Origin of the sequence: Streptomyces sp. NBC_00466 (genome assembly GCF_041433995.1) — a bacterium.
In the GTDB taxonomy this organism is placed as follows: domain Bacteria; phylum Actinomycetota; class Actinomycetes; order Streptomycetales; family Streptomycetaceae; genus Streptomyces.
On sequence record NZ_CP107896.1, the window covers coordinates 3,009,108 to 3,028,579 of the forward strand.

17 protein-coding genes are annotated in these 19,472 nt (G+C 72.2%); 3 read left to right on the forward strand and 14 right to left on the reverse strand.

The window, feature by feature from the left end; all coding sequences use genetic code 11:
* Positions 1 to 77 precede the first annotated feature (77 nt).
* The 8 genes from OG210_RS13240 to OG210_RS13275 all read right to left on the reverse strand — a co-directional run bounded on the left by OG210_RS13240 (position 78) and on the right by OG210_RS13275 (position 8,519).
* Complete coding sequence (locus tag OG210_RS13240; protein WP_371536559.1) at positions 78 to 1,502, reverse strand: zinc ribbon domain-containing protein; 1,425 nt, start codon at positions 1,500 to 1,502, stop codon at positions 78 to 80.
* Positions 1,499 to 2,074, reverse strand: coding sequence for a phage tail protein (locus OG210_RS13245; RefSeq protein WP_328329335.1), 576 nt, complete (start codon positions 2,072 to 2,074; stop codon positions 1,499 to 1,501). Before OG210_RS13245 ends, OG210_RS13240 begins: the two co-directional genes overlap by 4 nt.
* Positions 2,071 to 4,029, reverse strand: a complete 1,959-nt coding sequence (locus tag OG210_RS13250; protein WP_328329333.1) for a putative baseplate assembly protein — start codon at positions 4,027 to 4,029, stop codon at positions 2,071 to 2,073. Before OG210_RS13250 ends, OG210_RS13245 begins: the two co-directional genes overlap by 4 nt.
* Positions 4,029 to 4,466 carry a GPW/gp25 family protein gene (locus OG210_RS13255; RefSeq protein ID WP_327296305.1) on the reverse strand — a complete coding sequence of 146 codons (438 nt, stop codon included), beginning with the start codon at positions 4,464 to 4,466 and terminating at the stop codon, positions 4,029 to 4,031. Before OG210_RS13255 ends, OG210_RS13250 begins: the two co-directional genes overlap by 1 nt.
* 1 nt (position 4,467) lies before the next feature.
* Positions 4,468 to 6,351 (reverse strand): VgrG-related protein, encoded by a 1,884-nt coding sequence (locus OG210_RS13260; protein WP_328329331.1) that lies wholly within the window; start codon positions 6,349 to 6,351, stop codon positions 4,468 to 4,470.
* Positions 6,351 to 7,088 carry a LysM peptidoglycan-binding domain-containing protein gene (locus OG210_RS13265; protein WP_328329329.1) on the reverse strand — a complete coding sequence of 246 codons (738 nt, stop codon included), beginning with the start codon at positions 7,086 to 7,088 and terminating at the stop codon, positions 6,351 to 6,353. The genes OG210_RS13260 and OG210_RS13265 overlap by 1 nt, the downstream gene beginning before the upstream one ends.
* 12 nt (positions 7,089 to 7,100) lie before the next feature.
* Positions 7,101 to 7,526, reverse strand: a complete 426-nt coding sequence (locus tag OG210_RS13270; protein ID WP_266855031.1) for a phage tail protein — start codon at positions 7,524 to 7,526, stop codon at positions 7,101 to 7,103.
* 129 nt (positions 7,527 to 7,655) lie between these two features.
* Positions 7,656 to 8,519, reverse strand: a complete 864-nt coding sequence (locus OG210_RS13275) for a hypothetical protein (RefSeq protein ID WP_328329327.1) — start codon at positions 8,517 to 8,519, stop codon at positions 7,656 to 7,658.
* Positions 8,520 to 9,597: 1,078 nt separating this feature from the next.
* Between OG210_RS13275 and OG210_RS13280 the strand changes: the two genes are divergently transcribed.
* Complete coding sequence (locus OG210_RS13280; RefSeq protein ID WP_371536564.1) at positions 9,598 to 10,005, forward strand: hypothetical protein; 408 nt, start codon at positions 9,598 to 9,600, stop codon at positions 10,003 to 10,005.
* Positions 10,006 to 10,797: 792 nt separating this feature from the next.
* Entirely contained in the window at positions 10,798 to 11,304 is a 507-nt protein-coding gene (locus OG210_RS13285; RefSeq protein WP_371536567.1) for a hypothetical protein, read from the forward strand.
* 83 nt (positions 11,305 to 11,387) lie between these two features.
* Here OG210_RS13285 and OG210_RS13290 read toward each other — a convergent pair whose 3' ends face one another.
* From OG210_RS13290 to OG210_RS13305, 4 genes are all read right to left on the reverse strand, one after another.
* Positions 11,388 to 11,546, reverse strand: coding sequence for a DUF6760 family protein (locus OG210_RS13290; protein WP_327296309.1), 159 nt, complete (start codon positions 11,544 to 11,546; stop codon positions 11,388 to 11,390).
* Complete coding sequence (locus tag OG210_RS13295) at positions 11,543 to 12,019, reverse strand: hypothetical protein (protein WP_328329321.1); 477 nt, start codon at positions 12,017 to 12,019, stop codon at positions 11,543 to 11,545. Before OG210_RS13295 ends, OG210_RS13290 begins: the two co-directional genes overlap by 4 nt.
* Complete coding sequence (locus OG210_RS13300) at positions 12,019 to 12,462, reverse strand: phage tail protein (RefSeq protein ID WP_266855035.1); 444 nt, start codon at positions 12,460 to 12,462, stop codon at positions 12,019 to 12,021. Before OG210_RS13300 ends, OG210_RS13295 begins: the two co-directional genes overlap by 1 nt.
* 163 nt (positions 12,463 to 12,625) lie before the next feature.
* Positions 12,626 to 14,218, reverse strand: a complete 1,593-nt coding sequence (locus tag OG210_RS13305) for a phage tail sheath family protein (RefSeq protein WP_328329318.1) — start codon at positions 14,216 to 14,218, stop codon at positions 12,626 to 12,628.
* 473 nt (positions 14,219 to 14,691) lie between these two features.
* Between OG210_RS13305 and OG210_RS13310 the strand changes: the two genes are divergently transcribed.
* Positions 14,692 to 16,128, forward strand: coding sequence for an RICIN domain-containing protein (locus tag OG210_RS13310; RefSeq protein ID WP_371536571.1), 1,437 nt, complete (start codon positions 14,692 to 14,694; stop codon positions 16,126 to 16,128).
* Positions 16,129 to 16,289: 161 nt separating this feature from the next.
* Here the strand turns inward: OG210_RS13310 and OG210_RS13315 are convergent, their stop codons facing one another.
* A complete protein-coding gene (locus OG210_RS13315; RefSeq protein WP_371536574.1) occupies positions 16,290 to 18,554 on the reverse strand; it encodes an ATP-binding protein in 2,265 nt (754 codons plus the stop codon).
* Positions 18,551 to 19,285: a DUF4255 domain-containing protein gene (locus OG210_RS13320; RefSeq protein ID WP_371540276.1), complete on the reverse strand. Its 735-nt coding sequence runs from the start codon at positions 19,283 to 19,285 to the stop codon at positions 18,551 to 18,553. Before OG210_RS13320 ends, OG210_RS13315 begins: the two co-directional genes overlap by 4 nt.
* Positions 19,286 to 19,472: the final 187 nt, after the last annotated feature.

The window sequence follows — 19,472 nt, forward strand, 5'->3', positions numbered from 1 at the left end:
GAGGCCACCCGGAGTGACTCCGGGTGGCCTCAGTGCTGTTACGGCTGTTGGTGCAGTTGGTGCAGTTGCGGGACGCCTCAGGAAGAGGAGCCGGAACCGGAGCCGGAGCGTCCGAAGAACTCGACCTCGGCGATCGCGACCTGCTTCTTGGACGAGATCCCGTAGCCGGTACGCAGGACGAAACGGACCGATGAGACCGTCCCGACGCGGAACTCGATGTGCTGCGGGCCGCTGCCCTGGTCGAGGTTGATGTGCCGCTCGACGATCTTGCCGTTCCCCTGCGTGACGTACGCGTCGAGACGGTGCGGCTGCGCGGAGTGCGCGAGGTCGGCGGCCTGGATGGAGATGCCGGGCGTGATGATGATGTCGAGCAGCCGGACCGGGTTCTGGAAGCCGGCCTGGAGCCACTCCCCCCTGCCGTCCTGCGAGACGCCGGGCTCCCAGTAGGTGTTGTTGAGCTCGTCGAAGGCCTTCGACGCACTGTGGCCGGTGAAGGACTTGGACGCGCTGTAGGAGTCGGGGGTGATGGGGGCCCGCTTGGCGAAGTGGTCGCCGATCGCCTGGATCGCCGTACCGGTGTTGAGCGCGCCCCAGATGATGAGTCCGAGGGCGGCGGCGCCCGCCAGCCAGCGCAGGATCCAGCCGAACCCGCTGCGCAGCCGGGGCCGGTCACCGGCCCACGGCACCTCGCGGTTCCCGCGGAACAGCCTGCGCCACCACGGAAGCCTGGCCGGGCCCTCGGGACGCTCCGCCATGCTCATCCCGCAGCGGCGGCAGAAGTGCCGGTCGGGCCGGTTGCCGGTGCCGCACCAGGGGCAGCCGTAGCCGCCGTCGCCGTCGGGCGCGGCGGCCGGTCCCTGCACGAGCGGGCGCGCGGCCTCCGGGCGGCCCGGCAGCACGGGCGAGACCGAGGGTGCCCCCGGCGTACGCAGTTCCGGGTCGGCGACCGGGATCAGCAGGGCGCGGGCGCGCTCGTTCGCGGCCGCCTCCGCGGCGGCCCGGGCCGCCTCGTCCTGCGCGGCGTGCGGGTCCCAGCGGGGGGCCTGCGCGTCAGGGCCGGGCGCCGGGGGGGCCTGGCCTGCGCCGGCCGGGGCCGCGTAGTCCGGGGTTCCCTGGGACGGGGCTCCCTGGCCCGGGGCTCCCTGGGACGGGATCCCGCCGGCCGGGGACGCGTAGTCCGGTGCCGGCCGGCCCTGGGCGCCGCGGTCGTCCGAAGCCGCACGGTCGCCCGCGCCCGGCGTGCCCGGTGCGTTCTGCCGCCCGCTGCCGCCATCCCGTACGGCCGGGGTCGGCAGGGTGCTCGGCTCATCGTCGTCGTCGGCCGCAGCGGCCGGGGGCGGGTCCGCGGCGGCTGCCGCCCGCTCGCCCGGTGACCAGCTGAGGACAGCGCCGCATCCCTCGCAGAAGGAGTGACCGGGCGTCGAAGGCGTACCGCACTCGGCGCACGTGCGGGTCCGCTCCCGCATTTGTCCCGGGTCGGCGCCTGGGGGCTGAGTGGTCATTTGCCGGGGGTCCTTTCGGCCGCGGTCACCTGGACCGTGAAGGGCATATGGGCAGGGCGTGCGGCTTCTACGAGGCTCTCCAGCCGGTGCTGGTCGCCGGGGGCCGGATCGGGCAGGACCAACGACACGCGCAGGCTCGGACGCCGTCCGCCGGGGACGGGCCCGAGCGGGCGGGCGTCCCAGTCGGCCGCGCCGCTCTCGGTGATCACCGGCTCGACACCGAACGTCAGCCGGACCGCCTCGGCGAGACCACGCCGGGTGCCGCGGATCCGGTGCAGATGCGCGGCGGCGGCCACGGCTGCCCGGAGTACGGCTTCGCCCTCCGGTCCGCCGGCGCGTTCGGCACCTTCCGTCTCGGCGCCGACCCAGTCCCCGAGCCAGCGGGCGAAGTCGACGGGCGCCAGCGACGGGGTGAAGTAGGAGTCGAGGCAGTCGAGCACGTTGTGGATCGGGGCGAGCACCTCGTCGAGACCGGCGACGAAGCGCTGCGCGAGCTCGTCGTCGGCGAACACCGCGGGGAGCATCAGCCCCAGCGGCGCCGACGAGTCCAGGCCGTCGATGGAGCCCCTCATGATCCGTCCCCGATGACCCGGACCCGGTGGTCGAACGAGAAGACCAGCGCGGGTGCTTCGAGGTCGATCCGCTCGGTCGCGTCGCCGCGCTTGCCGGTCAGCGGGTCGGCCGGGTGCAGCAGCACCTGGTCCACCAGCTCCACGCCCGGCACCCGCTGGAGGACCGCGAAGATCTCGCCGGACTGCACCGGGCGCCCGAACGGCCACCCGGTGCCGTGGGCGCCGCCGGTCAGCGGGTCGAGGTGCCGGTAGAGGGCCTCGTGCGCCTGCCGCCTGACCTTGTCGGTGTCGGCGCCGCGGAACGCGTGCACGGTCGCGACGACGGTGATGCCCTGGTAGTAGGGCGGGCCCACGGCCAGCCGGGTGCCCAGCAGCCGCCGCTCGTCCAGATAGCGGGTGATCCGCTCCAGCAGCGCGTCACCCGGCACCAGCTGCTCGAAGCGCAGCCAGCCGCCCGGGTCCGGCACCGCCTGCGGAACGACCAGGACGCGTACGGCGTGGGCGCCGTGCTCGTCGGAGTCACCTTCGAGGCAGGTGATGCGGGCGGTCTCCGGGGCCGCGCGCCGGGCCAGCTCCTCGTAGTCCCGCAGGGTCACCGCGCGGTCCTGGGCGCGCAGCGTGATCGGGGCGCGGGCCTTGGCCTCGTCGACGGTCTCCCCGTCGACGCCGCCCCTGGCGGCCTCGCGGTTGACGACCTCGGAGACGTACGGGACCGAGTTGCGCAGCACCTGCACGGCGCCGCGTGCGACGTTGCCGGCCCGTCCGCCGCCGGTCCGGTAGGCGCGGGCGCGGATCACGGCACCCTTCGGGGGCACCGCACCGTACTGGCGCAGGGTGCCGTCGGCCTCGCGCACGGAGGGGCCGAAAGCGATCTCGCCGGTGGCCGCGTCGAGGGTCAGGTGCCGGTCGTCGGGGCCGGACGCGGCGAAGTGCGGGACGACGTCCCAGTCGGTCCAGCCGTCGCGCTCGGCGATCTGGAGGTTCAGCGGCGGTACGTCACCGACGACCGGGGCCGCGGCGAGCCGCAGCCGCTGGCCGGGCAGCCCGGTGGACTCACCCAGCGCCTCGTCGTTCACGCTCTCCGCGTGCACGGCGCCGGTGGTGCCGCCCATCGTGAACGCCTCGGCCGACCGCACGGTGGGCGACGTCGTGTAGAAGGGCTGCCCGGTGACGGGCTCGGTGACCCGGCAGCGCAGCCAGCCCGCCTCGCGGCGCCCACTGCGGGACCTGGTGTGGCCGCCGGGGATGTGCAGGACGACCTCGCCGGGGCGGTTGAGACCGCCGGTGCCGTCCCGGTCCACCTCGCAGGCGGTCCAGCCGTCCTCGGTCCACGCCTCCCAGACCAGCGGGGGCTGCCGGGGGTCGACACCGACACCGTCGACGCGACTGTCGAGGGTCAGCGCCACGGCGCAGTGCGGCACGGCCGCGGTGAGCCCGAACATCAGGCAGTCGCCGGGCTGCGGCGACTCGGAGAAGCAGAGCAGGTCCTTGCCCTCGGCCAGCTCGGACGTACGGTCGGCGGCGGCCTCACCGCTGCGCTGGACCACCAGATACGCCAACTCGCACGAGAATATGGTGAGTTCGCGCTCGGTGGCGAAGACGACCGCCTCCTCGCTCTCCGTACGGGCAGTGGCGACCTCGGTGCCCACGGGCAGCCGGACCGCCTCCTCCAGCGGCGCCGACAGCCAGAAGGTGACGTCGGTGCGCGCCGCCGACGGCGGGAAGAGGGTGATCCCGATCAGGTCCAGAAAGGCGAGGTGGTTCTTCTCGGGGACGCGGTTGAGCCGGTAGACGATCTGGTCGGCCATGTGGGCGACCGTCTCGACGAGCGTGACCCCGGGGTCGGACACGTTGTGGTCCGTCCACTCCGGGGCGCGCTGCTGGATGTAGCGCTTGGCGTCGTCGACGAACTGCTGGAAGCGGCGGTCGTCGAGGTGGGGAGAGGGAAGTGCCATCAGCGTTCGCTTTCGGTGGCCGGACCCGCATCCGAGGACGGCTCGTCGTGGGAGGGAATGACGTAGAACGGGAAGACCAGGCTGCGCGGGTTGTTGGTGCCGCGGATCGAGTACCGGACGTCGATGAAGAGCACGCCCTGCTGGTCCCCGGCGCTGACTTCCACATCCTCCACCTCGATGCGCGGCTCCCAGCGGTCGAGGCTCACATACACCTCGTGCTGGATACGGCCGGCCGTCGCCTCGTTGACGGGGGCGAAGACCATGTCGTGGATGGCGCAGCCGAAGTCGGGGCGCATCGGCCGTTCGCCCGGGGCGGTGGCGAGGACGAGCCGGATGGCCTCCTCGACCTCGCGCTCCCCGCTGACCATGGCGATGCCACCGGTGGGGCCGATACGGAGGGGGAACGCCCAGCCGGTGCCGACGAATTGCTCTGCCATGTCAGACCACCGGAATGTCGTTGGCAAAGACGAGGCCCAGCAGGTCCACCCTGACGGCCTTGATGCCGAGCTCCGCGATCGCGTTGATCTGGACGCTTCCCTCACCGGAGATGGTGGTCAGACCGAAGGCGTTCAGGCCCAGCTCGCCACCGGCTTCGACGTTGTACGCGCCGATGGCCTTGGTGTTGATGATCGACCCCTGAATGTCGAGGATTCCGCCGCTCCTGATCGACATCTTGCCACCCGCCTTCAGCGACAGGTCCTTCCCCGCCTCGATGGAGACCGACCTGGTGCCCTTGATGGTGACAGAGCCCTTGCTGTCGACGGTGATCTCGGTCTTGGTGCGGTCCAGGTTGATGGTCAGCCGGTCGTCGCCGCTGCTGATGCGGACGCCGCGTTTGCCGCCCACCCGTTCGTCGAGCAGGTCGACCCGGTTGCGGTTGCGGTCGGCGAGCGTGTGACGGGTGGCCCGGCCGCTGGTGCGGTCGTACGGCTGGACGTCGTTGCTGCCCGGCTTGTCCTTGCCGTTGTAGAGGCCGCCGATCACGAACGGGTGGTCCAGGGCGCCGCGGTCGAAGCCCACCAGCACCTCGTCCCCGGCGTCGGGCGCGATGATGCCGCCGCCCTTGAACCCGCCGAACTGCACGGTACGGGTCCAGTCGCTGGTGTACATGTCGTCGAGCCACGGGAAGCGCAGCTTGACGCGGCCCTGCTTCAGCGGGTCCTTGATGTCGGTGACCAGCGCGTTGGCGACGCTGGGCATCCGGGCCGACGGGCTCTGCCCACCCGATGTGAGCCCGAACAGCGAACGCCACTGGCGGCCGCTGACCGTCAGGAACGTCTCGTAGTGCCGGCCGTCGCCGAACGAGTGGCGGGCGGCGGTCACCGTGTACTTGCCCTCGAACGGGTCGCCCACATCGGCGAGCGCGACCGGGACTCCGGGCCGCAGCTTGGGGTTGCCGCGGACCGTCACCTCCAACTCGGCGAAGGCCGCGGTGACATCGTCGGCGAGGGCCGAAGCGGCGTTCTTCACCTCGCTCTGCTTGTCGTACGGGGTGTCCGTCTCGACGATCGTCGCGGGCCCGAACTTGCTGCTGGCCTTCGCGGGCGTGGTCCCGATGGATATCCCCGGGTTGGAGGTGGCGGGCGACTTGCCGACGATGTCGCGCTTGGCCGTGACGTCCCAGCCGCGTGCCTCGGCGGTCGCCACCTGGTCGGCGGAGGTGACCGCGGCGCGGCAGCGCAGGATGTCGACCCCGGACTCCAGGACGTACGGGCTCTTCTCGCTCGGCGTGCTGACCGGCGGGGCGCCGGACGCCTTGTCGGGCTTGGCGAACTGGAACTCGCCCTCGGAGTCGACGGACATCACCCGCTCGTTCTCGTCGGCCAGCCGGCACAGGAAGTCCCAGTCGGTGATGTTGGCCTGGGTGATGTACTCGTAGACGCTCTTGGTGGCGTCGATCTTGCCGATCTTCAGCTTGTCCTGCCCCGCGAGCTTGCGGGCGATGTCGGACGCGGTCATGTTCCGGTACCCGACCACCCGCCGCTGCCGCAGCATCCGGTGACCGCCGTCGTAGCCGCGGATGACCGTCATGGTGCCGGTGCCGTCGTAGTCGACCTCCAGGCCGGTGATCTCAGCGGTGATCAGCGGGGACTGGGCCCCCTGGCCGTCGGCGACCGGCGCGATGACGACCTTCTTGCCGATGTCGGCGCCGGAGTCGGAGAGCACCTTCTTCTTGGGGTCGCGGAAGGTGAGCTGGAAGGAGCCGGGCACACCCGCGCCGAAGTCGACCCACCCGCCGACGAGGAGCGACGCGAGCTCCTTCGTCAACGGCGCCCCGCCGATGGTGACATGGAGGACATTGGAGTAGCCGATCTTGGTCATCAGTGGCCGACCTCTTCGGCGGCAGGGAGCATGAGTTCGGTGCCCGGGCTCAACTGCCCCGGATTGTCGATGCCGTTGGCCTCGGCGATGGTCCGCCAGACGGTGGCATCACCGTACTCGCGCCAGGCGAGGAACTGGAGCGAGTCGCCCGCGACGACCCGGTGCACCCGGCGTGCGGTGAGCGCGCCCGACGTGGGGTTCTGCCCGGCGGTCTTGCTCGGGATCTCGTGCAGATGCACCTGGCAGGTGGCGCGGATCGGGACGCCCGTGGTGCTGAAGAGGCTGTACGAGGCGTCGACCGAGCTGACGTACGCGGTGAAGCGCGCGGTGGAGAACGCGCCCCACTGGAAGACCACCCACGGTGTCGACGGCTGCTTCGCCGCGATGCTGGCCGAGGTCACCTCGCAGCAGGAGAAGAGCGCTTCGACGTTCTTGCGGACGTCGTTGCTGTCCGGCTCGTCGGAGGTGTCCAGGAACACCTCGACGGTCATCTCACGGGGTTCGGGCCCCATGAACTCCGGCACAGCGCCGTCGCGCACCGCCGCCGTGGGGGTCGTCTTCCACTGGGCGCGGCGGCTCAGCGCCAGCTGCGACGGGTTGAAGTCGAAGTTGAACGTGCGGATCAGCCCGCCGGGCGTGGTGCTGTAGCCGACGGGCGGCTGGTGGATCGCGAGCGTCGCACGCACCAGGCTCTTGCCCGCGCCGCCCTTACCGCCCTTGCCTCCGGTGCTCGCCATCTGCGCTGCCCCCTAGTCCGTGAATCCGTGGTGGGTGATCTCCAGCGTCTCGACGGCCACCGAAGGGTTCGACGGGTTCAGCGAAGGACCCCGCCAGCTCACCGGCAGCACATCGATCAGCCCCCAGCGGGCCACCAGCGAACCGTCGGCGCGCAGCGCGGAGATCTGCGCCGTGGGCCGGGTGACCCCGGTGGTGATGGAGGAGATCCAGGCCGCGACCTTGGATGTGTCCGGGGTGAGGGGGCGCGTCAGGGTGATGTTGGAGAACGTGACCCGGGACGGCAGCTGCCAGACGAAGCCGTTGTTGCCGCCCTCCTGCCGCTGCTCGATCTCCACCTGGGAGGAGAGCCCTTCGCAGCCGTTGAACGTACCCAGGCTCTCTCCGTCGATGGACAGGCTGAAGAAGATGGTGGAGCCGGGATCCTGGTCCTGGGGCATCGGGTGCGGCTTTCCTTCCTGCGGGTCGGTGCGGGTGGTGCGGTGCTGCTGTGGTGCTGGGTGGTGCGGTGCTGCTGTCCTCGGTGCTGCTGTGCTGCGGTACTGCTGGTGGTGCGGTTGCTGTCGCCGTCAGCGCCGGGGGTCCCGGAGTCTGCCGATCCGTTCACGGTCCATGCGCAGCTCCGTCCTCAGCAGCCGGGTGAGCGGGCCCATCAGCCGGTGGGTGAGCTCGTCCACCTGGCCGTCGGACAGCTCCCGAGCGTCGAACCTGTTCCCGGTCTCCTCGGTGGAACCGTCGCAGCGGGGACCATTGTTGAGGTTCGGCGGAACCGCACTGTACGGCGGGGGGTTGTCGGGCCGCTCGGTGTACGGGGGCGGAGGCGCGCCTCCACCGCCGTTGCCGCTGCCACTACCGCCCTTGCCACTGCCGCTCGGTGTGCTGTGGGACGTGACATTGACGGTCGAGAGCTGCGGGGGCGCGGCCACGGCCGGCTTGACCAGCGCAGGAGGCTTCGACCCCTGGCCGCCGGGTGCCCGCTGCACCGGCAGCGCGGCGGACATGGGCCCGGCTGCCGCACCGCCGAGGCCGACGACGGGCGTGGCCTGGCGCCCCGCGGCGTCCGGTACGGATCCGGCCCCCGGCGTGGGCAGCGTGGTCCGGGCTGTGAGCGGTGCGGGCACGGCCAGTGCCGTGGGTGCGGACGGTGTGCTCTGTGTACTCGGTGTGCCCTGCGGAGCAGCCGAGCGCTGCACGGGCAGGGACGTGAGGGCCTGGGCGGTGAGGGCCTGGGCGGCGCCCCCGGCCCGGAGGCCCTCGACGCCGTGCCGCGCCGGAGCACCTTCCTGGCGGACGGAGTCCGGGGTACCGCTGACGGCCGCCGGGCCCAGCGGTACGGGAGTCACCGGGCCGCCCGGCACCGACGCACGCTGGAGGGGCGCAGGCACCGGCAGCCCGGCGGGCTGCTGGGCGGGCGGACCGCCGGGAAGAGCCACCGAAGGCACCGGTCCCGACGGGCCGGCCGAGCGCTGAACGGGGCGCACCACAGGGGTCGTAGCGCCCGTAGCGGGCACGTCGGCCGATCCGCCCACCGCCGCCCCGCTCCCCAGCGGCGCGGGCCCACCGGATCCCGGCAGGGACAAGCCGCGGCGCTGAATCACCGGCTCGCCCGAGGGGGTGGGCCGGCCCACGGGACGCGGCGCCGCGGAACTCCCGGGCGCCGGAGCGCGGTTCGCCTCCGGCATCACGGCGCGGTTCGGCGCCGGCATGGCGTGCGGTACGGGCATTCCGGGCGCGGCGGAACGCTGGACGGCCGGCGCGCTGCCGGGCACCGAGCGGCCTTCCGGCACCGGGAGAGCCGGAACAGGCAGAGCCGGGACAGAGCGGTCCGGGGCTGCGAAGTCCCGGGCTGCGAAGTCCGGGGTTCCGGGATCCGGGGTCGCGAGATCCGGGACAGGGAGGTCCGGGACAGGGAGGTCCGGGACTCGCCTTTCCGTCGCGACGGAGCGGAGCGGGGCTGCGGCGCCCGGAGCACTCTGCCGCTGCACGGCACGGGACTGCTCCACCGGCGGCTGAACGGCGCGTGCCGGCGCCAGGGGGCGCACGGCGGGACCTGGCGCACTGGGGGCCCGTCGCTCCGGCGGCGCGGTGGCGGCGGGGGCCGTCCCACCGGACGCGCGCTGTACGACTGGCGCGCCCCCTACCGGGCCGACACCGCTGCTGGGAAGGGAAGTTGACGTAGCGCCATCGGCACCCCGGCCGGCCGGTGCGGCTGCGGACGGGGGCGTGGAAGCGGGCGTCGGTGCAGACGCGGGTGGAGCGGTGAGGTCCGAGCTCCCCACACCGCTCCCGGCGGATCCGGCATCCTGACGGCCCGGAGCCGGGGCAGCGGAGGACGTGGCCGACCGCTGCACGGGCGCCGGAGCAGCCTTGCCGCCCGGAGCGCCTCCCTGCTTGCGCTGCAACGGAGTTGGCCCCTTCACCTCTCCCCCGACCGGCCGTGCCCCTTCCGGCGGCCCGGCCATCGGCGCGCCGAGCAGCGGCCTGCGACGGGGAGCGGAGGACGGCGGGGCGGTGGCCCCACCGCCGGTCCCGGTCCCGCTTCCGGTCGCACGCTTCTGTACGGGGACGGACGGGGACGAGGACGGGGACGACTGGTTCGGCGTCGCGGACGGGGCCTGGGCCTGCGACTGCGACTGCGACTGGAACTGGGACTGCGAAGCCTCGCCGGACGGGCCGGACGGCACCGCCGAGCCCGACTTCGTACCACGTGACGGAGAAGTGCCGTTCCCCGCAGCCCGGTTGGTCCGGTCTCCGGACGGCGTCGGACGCTGCGGCTCCGGGGCCGACGTGGGCGGCCCGAGCCTGCTGGAGCGGACCGGCTGCGGCGTCTCGGGCGCTCCGGGGCCTGTCCCGGAACCGCTCCGTACCGGCGCGCCGAGCCCGGAGGCCGGGCGGGGCCCCTGCGCCGCCGCGCGCTGAACGGAGGCGGGGCCGGTCTGCGCCCGTACCGCACGCTCAGGAGCCATGGACCGCTGAACGTCAGGTTCCGGCACGGCGCTTCCCGCTGCGGGGTTTCCGGCCGACTCCGTACCACTGCCCCCGGCCTCGCCGGGCGTGGACGTACTCCTCTGCACCGCACCCCCGGCAACAGGCCCGACAGGACCAGCGGGCGGAGCGGACTGAGCGGACGACGACGCGGGACCCACCGGACTCGACGGACCCGACGGTGCCGCAGCGGCAGACGGCCCAGCCGAACCGGCCGAACCGGCAGGCCGGGACGGCGACTTCGACGGCGCCTTCGACTTAGCCAGCTGTACGGCAGGCCGCGCAGACGCGGACGACGCAGACATGGACGACGCAGACGTGGACGGCTGCGGCGTGGACGGCGCGGGCGCCGATCGTCGTACCGGTGCTCCCGGCGTTGCTGCCGCGCTTCCCGTCACGCTCCCGGACTGCCCGGAAGCGGCGGGGCCGGCGGCCCCCCGCGCGGGGGGCCGGGCCGCAGTGCTCGCGCGCTGCACGGGGCGCGCACCAGGATCCACGCCCCGCGCCGGCCCCGGAGCCTGGACCGCCGAAGGCCCAGAGGACCCAGGAGCCCCAGGAGCCCCAACAGCCCTGGGAGGCACAGCAGACGAGGGCTCGGACACGGCCGGAGCTGGAGATACGGCCGGAGCCGGAGATTCCGCCTCCCTGGCGGGAGGCTCACCCGCCTGTGCCGGACGGGCTGCCGAAGCGGGCAGCACCCGCCGCTGCACCGCGGGCGGAGCCGCCTTGGTCAGCGGAGCCCGGCGGTTCGCCGCCTGCTGTACGGGTGCGACGCGGGGACCGGCCGGGCGCGCGGCGGCGACCGCCCGCTGGACCGGCGAGCCCGGCAGCAGGCCGGAGCCTTCGTACGGGCTGGGGCCCGCATCCGCGAGGTCGGCGCCGTCGTCGGCTGCCGCGACCGGCAGCGACAGCGCGGGCAGCCCGAAGCCGGCCCCGGAAGGAGCGGCTGCGGGCGTCAGGGCGTCACGGAGCAGCCCGCCGGGAGCGCCGTCGAGCACCGCGTGCGAGAGCGACCCCGAGAAGGACGGGTTCTGCCAAGTGGCGAGCCGGGAAGCGAAGTCGGCGGTCGCCACGGCGTGCCCCGCCGAGCGGTTGGTCGCCCGCTGGATCTCGGGCAGGTTGTTCCAGTCACGCCCGGAAGCCCCCACCGCGGCCGGCGCGGCCGGCGTCGGGGCAGCAGTAGCCGGGCCGGAAGAAGCCGGGGCGGCAGGTGTCGGGCCGGAGGGCGCCTGAGCGTTGCGCCCAGACGTGCCCGAGCTCGTGTCCGTACGGCCCCGAAGCCGGTCGAGGAATCCCATGACGGTGCTCCCGCCCCCTTACCGCTCCGCCGACGCGCGGGTCACGAGCGTGGCGATCTGCTCTGCATACTGGCGCCGGTCGCGGTGTTCGAGGTCCAGGATGTCCTCCAGGCTCCAGTGGAAGTGGTAGGCGATGTACGCGATCTCCTCGTGGACACGTTCGGTCGCGTACGTCACGATTCCCCCAGGCGGCTCCCGCCGAGTTCGACCTCGAACGGCTGCTCGCAGTGCGGACAGGTCACGCCGGCCCTGGTGTGGCCCTCGGCGTTGACCTGACGGTAGAAGTCCTGCAGGAAGGCGAGGTCGGAGGCGAACATGTTCTCCACCACGCCGTCGTGCATGTGCGTCACACTGCCCAGCCGGGTGATGACCCGGCCGAGCAGGACGACGGACAGATACGCGGGGTTCTCCTGCACCCGCATGTCCCGCAGCGGGATCAGCTCGTCCCGTGCGGTGGCCAGGCGCATGACACCTTCGCGGTGCACGTTTCCCGCTTCGTCCACGTAGCCGCGCGGCAGCTCGAAGGCGAACTCGGTGCGCAACTCCCGTCGTGCGGGAGGTGGTTCGGCCGTGACCGCAACCGGGGACGCCGCCTCGGAGGTGACCGGGGCGGCGGCCGGTGCAGGCTGGGCAGCTGCTCCCCTGCGCATTACTCCATGATCATTTCTTCGTAGGTGATGGTGACGGTCTCGGTGAGGGCCGAGGCTTCGCCCGCCTTCACCGTGCTGGCCGCGACCTTGCTGCACCAGGCGTTACGGAGGTGGTAACGCTTCACGGGGCTGTTCTGGTAGTCCATCACGATGATGGAGGCGTTCTTACGGGCCGAACCCATGTCGCCGCGCACGGAGGCGTTGATCCAGTCGTTGAAGGACTTGGACTGGGTCATACCGCGTACGACCGTGGCTTCCCCGGCCTTCTTCACGCCGGGCAGCTTCTTGGTGATGGGCTGGCCGTTCGAAGAGACCTGCTGGAACTCGATGACGTCCTGCGTCATGTCCAGGCCGTTGACCTCCTGGAGGTACTCGACCATGACGCCGTCGATCTGGAGACCGAAATTATGTGAAGTGAGCGAATCGCCGGGCATGAGGCTCATGGACGCTGTTCCTTCTGTTCGCGCTGTCCGAGGTGTCGATAGTGCCGGTGGTGCCGGTTACCGGGGCCGCCCGCACGGACCCTGCTGGCCGTGGCGGGCGGACGCCCGGTGGGGCGCGGGCCGGACCCGGCGGCCAGGTCCTGGCCGCCGGGTCCGGGCGCTGCTACTCCTCCAGCTCTCCGCCACCGCTGGAGAACTGGGCCAGCCTGAAGATCACGAACTCGGCCGGCTTGACCGGTGAGACACCGATCTCGCAGATGACACGGCCGAGGTCCACCGACTCCGGCGGGTTGGTCTCGGCGTCGCACTTCACGTAGTAGGCGTCCTCCGGCGTGGCGCCGAAGAGTGCGCCGTTGCGCCACTCGGTCACCATGAACGCGGAGATGTTACGCCGGATCCTGGCCCAGAGAGCCTGGTCGTTCGGCTCGAAGACGACCCACTGGGTACCTGTGAGGATCGACTCCTCCAGGTAGTTGAAGTACCGGCGCACGTTCAGGTAGCGCCAGGCCGGGTCGGAGGAGAGGGTGCGCGCACCCCAGATCCGGATACCGCGGCCGGGGAAGGCCCGGATGCAGTTGATGCCGAGCGGGTTGAGCAGGTCCTGCTCACCGCGGGTGATCTGCATCTCCAGGTCCACGGCGCCACGTACGACCTCGTTGGCCGGCGCCTTGTGCACACCGCGCTCGAAGTCGTTGCGGGCCCAGATGCCGGAGACGTGACCGCTCGGCGGGATCAGCCGGGTCTGGCCGCCCGCCGGGTCGAAGACCTTGATCCACGGGTAGTACAGGGCTGCGTACTTGGAGTCGTAACCCGCGGTCTCCTGGCGCCAGACACGGATCTGGCGGGCGTTGAGACCGGGCGGCGGGTCGATGACGGCCAGCCGGTCGCCCATCAGCTCGCAGTGCGCGATCAGACCGAGCTGGACGGCCTTGACGGACTCCAGGTCGATGGCACCGCGCTGGTAGGCGGCCATCAGGTCGGGGACCGCGACCATCGAGATCTCGTCGACCGCTTCGAGACCGCCGAAGCCGGTCCGGTCGGCGGAGTCGCCGAGGTAGTCGCCGATCCGCACCTGCTCGGGCTGCTGCTGCTCCACGGGGGCCGGGGTGGCCGGGGCGGCGGGCGGCGCGGCGAGCGCGACCGTCTGGTTCTCCGGCCTGGCGACCTGCGCGGCAGCGGCGTCCTCCTGGAGGAGGATCAGCTTCGAGCGCTCCTTGACCTGCGTGACAACGTAGTTGCGGTTGCCCTTCTTGGCCGACACGTCGAAGGTCTCCGCGACCTTGTCGCCGTCCTTGACAACCAGCTTGAAGCGGTCGGCGGGCCCCTCGGAGTCCGCAACCTCGACGCTGATGGAACCGCTCTCGCCGGGCGCGATGGCCGACACCGCGAAGGTGCCGAGCTGCTTCGGCTCGCCGGGCGGCAGTGCTGCCGGCGCGCGACGGCCTGTGACGGCGGCGGGGCTCTGCTCCTCCTCGCCGGGAATCCCACCGGGGGTTCCACCGACGCGGACCACATAGGCGGCCGAGCCGCCGTTGTTGAAGAAACCGTAGACCGAGTGCGCCAGGTAATAGCCGTCGGTGAACTCACCGAACGACGCGACGTACTGCGTCCAGTTGGTCACCAGCGTCGGCTCGTTCAGCGGCCCAACGGGCGCGAGACCGACAAAGGCGGCGACCGAGGTGCCCACCCCCTCGATCGGACGGGAGCCGCTGGCCACCTCCTCCACGTACACACCTGGTGACAGGTAAGACGGCATTCTCAGCTCTCCTCGGGGTACGAGACACGACCTGCTCTCCAGCCTGCGGGACCGGAAGCGGCGGCGAAACGTCCGCCGGTACCTATCCGAGGGCATGACGAATGCCCCGATGGGCAGCCGGGCGCTCGCGGGGCCGTCGCCGATCCGTGGCACGGTCCCGCACGGTGACGGTGCGGCAACGGGTGAACGGCCAGATGATTACAGGCAGATGCCGTCTTGTCACCCGTTGCTGTCCCCCTCGTCACCCGGTGCCGCCTCCCCGACCCCCGGCCCGGCCGTCCGGACCGAGGGTGTCCGCCCGGACACGGGCCGCTGCCCGGAGCGGCTGCCCCCGGGAGCCACAACCGGTGCCCGTGGAGCCGCGACCGCTGCCCGTGACGGCCATGAAGGGCAGCCGGAAATGCCGTCCGGGGCAATGGCCCTGCCCCGCAGCCTGGTGACACGGCATCATGGCGCTGACTAGTGTCCGGCGCGTGAGCATCTGGACTTCTCTGGAGCCTGCTTCCACCACGGTGGACCCGGGCAGTACGGCCACCGTGCGGCTACGGCTGCGCAACACGGGCGACGTCGTCGACGAGTACCGGTGCGTACCCGTCGGTGACTTGGCCCCGTACGTGACCGTCGAACCACCGACCATCCGACTCTTCCCCGGCACCACCGGCACCGTGGACCTCACGTTCGCCCCGCCGCGCACCCCCGACGCCATCGCCGGACCCAACCCGTACGGCGTCCAGGTCATCCCCACCGAACACCCCGAGGCGACCACCGTCCCCGAGGGCAACGTCACCATCACCCCGTTCACCGAAGTCCGCGCCGAACTCGTACCCCACACCGTCAAGGGCCGGTTCCGCGGACGCCCCAAGCTCGCGATCGACAACCTCGGCAACACGAAGCTCACCGCGTCGATCAACGGCAGCGAGAACGGCGACCAGCTCTCGTACGAGATCCTCCCGGCCAACGTCCAGATCGAACCCGGCCGCGCCGCCTTCGTACGCGCCACCCTCCGCCCCCGCCAGATCATCTGGTTCGGCCGCAAGCAGGACCGCCCGTACAAACTCGGCATCCAGCGCTCCGGCACCAAACCGCTCGACGTCGACGGCACCTACGTCCAGCGCGGCGTACTGCCCCGCTGGCTCGCCACCTTCTTCGCGATCCTCATGGCCATCGCCATCGTCTTCGTCATGTACTGGTTCACCCACAAGCCCACCGTCGCCACCCGCGCCACCGCCAAGGTCGAGCAGGCAGGTGCCATCCCCGCGCCGACGCCCACGCAGAGCCTGCCGCCACCCGCGAGCGACCCGCCGCCCCCGCCGACCCCGTCCGCTCCGAACCCGAACGCCGGCGACAGCGGCGGTGGCAGCGGAGGCGGTGGAGGCGGCGGAGGCGCGCCCAAGAAGAAGCCCGATCCGGCGAACGCCAAGCATGTGCTGATCAAGAACGACGGGACCAAGCTCTGCGCCGAACTCCCCGGCAGGGACAAGGGCCAGATCAACGGCTGGGTCATCGAGAACGACTGCAACCCCACGGACGCGGACAACCAGATCTGGGACCTGGAAGTGCGCTACCCGCACGGCGGCCCGAACAACAACAGCCTCTTCCAGATGCGCAACATCAAGGACCGCCTCTGCATGGACCTGGGCGAGATGGGTCCCAGGCCGACCGGAACCGGGCTCGCCGAGTTCACCTGCGACGGCACCAAGGCCGACAACCAGCTGTGGTGGCTGGACAAGCAGCGCGACGACCACTACCTGATCCGCAACTACGCGAGCAACGACCTCTGCCTGAAGACGACTCAGAACGGCCCGGACAACCAGCAGGGCACCAACGACGACAACGAGCTCATGATCGGGCAGTGCGACCTCCCGGACGCCCATGAGTGGTCCTTCATCCAGATCCCCAAGGACTCGTGATCCCGTCCGGTCCTGTCCGGAGCAGGACGGGACCGTGAGCGGCGGGTGATGAAGGAGCGGGCGGCGGGTGAGAACCCGCCGCCCGCCACCGTTCACCGTCCTGGCGTCACCAGCCGCCACCGTTCACCGTCCGGGGCGTCACCAGCCGCCATCGCCGCCGCTCACCAGCCGCCCTCGTCCAGGACCAGCCGCCCGGCCTTGCGGTACTCGCGCTGCGCGCCCGCCAGCAGGTCAGCCGATGTGACCGGCGAGTTCCGGCCCGCAGCCGCGTACGCGGCGGTGACCACGGCGCTGCGGATCGAACCGCCCGCCAGCTCGAACTCCTTGGCGCACCGGCCCGGATCGATGCCGTCCACGCACGGCACATGCGTCAGGCTGTGCTGCCACAGCGCCAGCCGCTGGGCGGCGTCCGGGAACGGGAAGTCGACGATCAGGTCCAGGCGCCGGGTGAACGCCTCGTCGATGTTGCCCCGCAGGTTGGTGGTGAGCAGCACGATGCCGTCGAAGGACTCCAGGCGCTGGAGCAGATAGGCGCTCTCCAGGTTCGCGTAGCGGTCGTTCGAACTGGTCACCTGCGAGCGCTTGCCGAAGACGGCGTCGGCCTCGTCGAAGAGCAGCACGGCGTCCGTACGGTCGGCCTCGGCGAAGATCCGTTCCAGGTTCTTCTCGGTCTCGCCGATGTACTTGTCGACCACGGACGAGAGCTGAACGACATAGAGATCCAGGCCGAGTTCGGCGGCGACGACCTCGGCGGACAGCGTCTTCCCGGTGCCCGACTCACCCGCGAACAGCGCCAGCGCTCCCCGCCCGCGCCCACCGCCGGCACTCAGCCGCCAGTCGCCGAGCACCCGGTCGCGGTAGCGAGCCCGCAGGGCCAGTTCATGCAGCTGCGCCAACGGCTTTTCGGGCAGCACCAGATCGTCCCAGCCCACGTCGGGCCTGATCCGGCGGGCGTGCTGCTCGAGCCCCGACGCGGACTGCTGCCGGGCGGCGAGCCGCAGATGCGCGGCGGTCAACTCCGTACCGTCGAAAGCGGCGAGGTCCAGCGCGGCGCGTGCGGTCCGGCGGATGCGGTCGCCGCCCAGCCGGTACGGGGCGACGACGGGCGCCAGATCGAAGCCGAGGGAGCCCGGCCCGCCCGCCGGCCCGAGCGCTGCCGACCAGGCATCGAGATCGCCGGAGCGCTGCCGGGGGGCGTCGAGGACCAGCGGGTCCCGGCCGCACCAGTCAGGATCGTACGGACGCCCGCCGGCCAGCAGTACGGAGACGCCGTGCGGGGTGCTGCCCTGTGCCGTGGCCGACGCCGCGCCCTGTGCCATCAGCGCCCGGAGCAGCGGGCCCGGACTCGCCGGTACCGGGGCCACCACGATGGGGCAGTCGCGGAGCCGGGCCTCGCGCAGCAGATCGGCGAGGAGCCCCGGCACGCCCTGCTCGCCCGGGGCCGGATACGGGGCAGCCGGATCCGTCGCGGCGGTGTCGCCGGAGGGGCCCTGGCCGGGGGTGAAGTGCAGGGCCTCCAGACCGGCGGCGGCCAGTGCGGCGGTGGCGCAGGAGAGGCCGTCGCCGTCCCGCTCCTCGCGGAGGTACACCGTCAGCCGGCCGGTGGTCAGCCGCCCGGCCAGCTGCTCGACGAGCGAGCCGTCCGGCGGCACGGACTCCACGGGGCTGGGCCGCAGCAGCGTGACCTGTCCGGCGAGCGCGGCGTCCGGGGTGTCGTCACCGAGCAGATGGGCGATGACCCGGTCGGGTACCCGCAACGACCGGCTGAGGAAAGGGCGTTCGGTCTCCTCGACCTGGACGAGCCCCAGGGCGAGCAGCGGCGCGGAGGGGTGGAAGCGGGCACGGGCACCGGCGTCGTGCACGGGCAGGCCGCACAGCTCGATGGCCGGCCCGACGGTCGCACGGCGGCGGCTGACGTCGTCGTTGAGGTAGCCGTACAACGACTCGAAGCTGCGGTCGAGGTCGGGGGCGAGGGCCAGCAGCAGGATCGCCTCGTCCAGCGGTCCGAGCCCGAGCCGGCCGGTGAGACGGCGCAGCCGGTCGGCGCCACCGGACGCGAGGGGGCCCTGGCCGGTGCGCGCGTCAGCACTCTCATCGGTGCCGATGCGGGCATCCACAGGGGGAACGTCCCCGTGGTCCCGGTGAGCGGCCCCGGCCCTGTCACGGGACCCGAGGAGATGCTGGACGGCCTCGTCGGAGAGATACAGCCCGCGCAGCGGATCGGCGGCGGTGGGGTCGGTGGCGCTGCGCGACTCCACCAGCTCAGCGACCCGCTCACGCAGCAGCCCCAGCCGGGCGATCAGCGCGGCGACGGCCCCGTCGGCGCCGGGACCGGTGCCATGCCGAAGCCCGGCTTCCGGCCCGGCTCCGGATCGGGCTCCGGCTTCGGATTCGGCTTCACGGCCGAGGTCGGTGTCCGTCGTCACTCGGGCTGCGCTCCCGTGCTCGTACCCGTACTCGTGCCCGTGCTCGCGGCCGGGCTCGCGTCCGTGGCTGTGCCCATGACGCCCGGACGGCGGCGCGCGCTGGTCCGGGCGAAGTGGCGCGGCTGATGATCCCGTTGCTGCGAGTCGTCGAGGGTGCCGTCCGTGCCGCGTACCCGCACCCCGGCGCCCTCGGTGACCGGCGGCCCGACCTCGTACTCGGGGAACGCCGGGAAGGGCGCGGTCACGACCAGGTCCAGCGACGGCTTGAGCTCGCCGCCCAGCGCGGACCAGATCTCTGCGAACGACCGTGCGTCGGTCTGCAGCCCGGCGATCGTCATGGGCACGGTGAGCCCGAGCTCGGCCAGCGCCCCGGTCAGCTCCTCCGGCGGCAGCACCTCGCGGGGCAGCAGGGTGGCCAGTACGGCGGAGAGCATCCGGTGCTCGTCCTGGGGCTGCTTGGTCCAGGCCGTGACGAGATACGAGAGCCGGAACCAACGCGGCGGCTGGCGCCGCTTCAGCACCACACCGCGCTCGTCCTTGACCGCGATGGCGCCGCGTTCACGCCGCTTGACGTCCTCGCGGATGTCGTACAGATAGGCGTCGATCGTCGGTGAGTTGCGCCGGGCCGCCCAGTCGCGGGTCGGGGCCTCGAAGGCGATGTCCACTCCGGTCCCCGCCAGGGCGCCGCCGGACAGCAGCCCCTTCAGGACCTCGTCCACCTCGTGGATCACTGTCGCGCCCTTCGCTGGTGCCGGTGTCACAGGCGTCACCCGCTCCGGGTCGCGGGTCCGCACCGCCATCCTGCACCGGGGGCGCACCGGCACCCCAGGTGTGGGAGGGACGGTACGGGGACAACGCCCTCGGTCCTCAAGGGCAGTACAGCTTGCCCTTGAGGACCGAGGGGAACGACCAGCAGGG

Excerpts from the sequence above, each read along its gene's own strand:
- OG210_RS13240 (WP_371536559.1), bottom strand. The coding sequence starts at position 1,502 with ATGACCACTCAGCCCCCAGGCGCCGACCCGGGACAAATGCGGGAGCGG.
- OG210_RS13245 (WP_328329335.1), bottom strand. The coding sequence starts at position 2,074 with ATGAGGGGCTCCATCGACGGCCTGGACTCGTCGGCGCCGCTGGGGCTG.
- OG210_RS13250 (WP_328329333.1), bottom strand. The coding sequence starts at position 4,029 with ATGGCACTTCCCTCTCCCCACCTCGACGACCGCCGCTTCCAGCAGTTC.
- OG210_RS13255 (WP_327296305.1), bottom strand. The coding sequence starts at position 4,466 with ATGGCAGAGCAATTCGTCGGCACCGGCTGGGCGTTCCCCCTCCGTATC.
- OG210_RS13260 (WP_328329331.1), bottom strand. The coding sequence starts at position 6,351 with ATGACCAAGATCGGCTACTCCAATGTCCTCCATGTCACCATCGGCGGG.
- OG210_RS13265 (WP_328329329.1), bottom strand. The coding sequence starts at position 7,088 with ATGGCGAGCACCGGAGGCAAGGGCGGTAAGGGCGGCGCGGGCAAGAGC.
- OG210_RS13270 (WP_266855031.1), bottom strand. The coding sequence starts at position 7,526 with ATGCCCCAGGACCAGGATCCCGGCTCCACCATCTTCTTCAGCCTGTCC.
- OG210_RS13295 (WP_328329321.1), bottom strand. The coding sequence starts at position 12,019 with ATGCGCAGGGGAGCAGCTGCCCAGCCTGCACCGGCCGCCGCCCCGGTC.
- OG210_RS13300 (WP_266855035.1), bottom strand. The coding sequence starts at position 12,462 with ATGAGCCTCATGCCCGGCGATTCGCTCACTTCACATAATTTCGGTCTC.
- OG210_RS13305 (WP_328329318.1), bottom strand. The coding sequence starts at position 14,218 with ATGCCGTCTTACCTGTCACCAGGTGTGTACGTGGAGGAGGTGGCCAGC.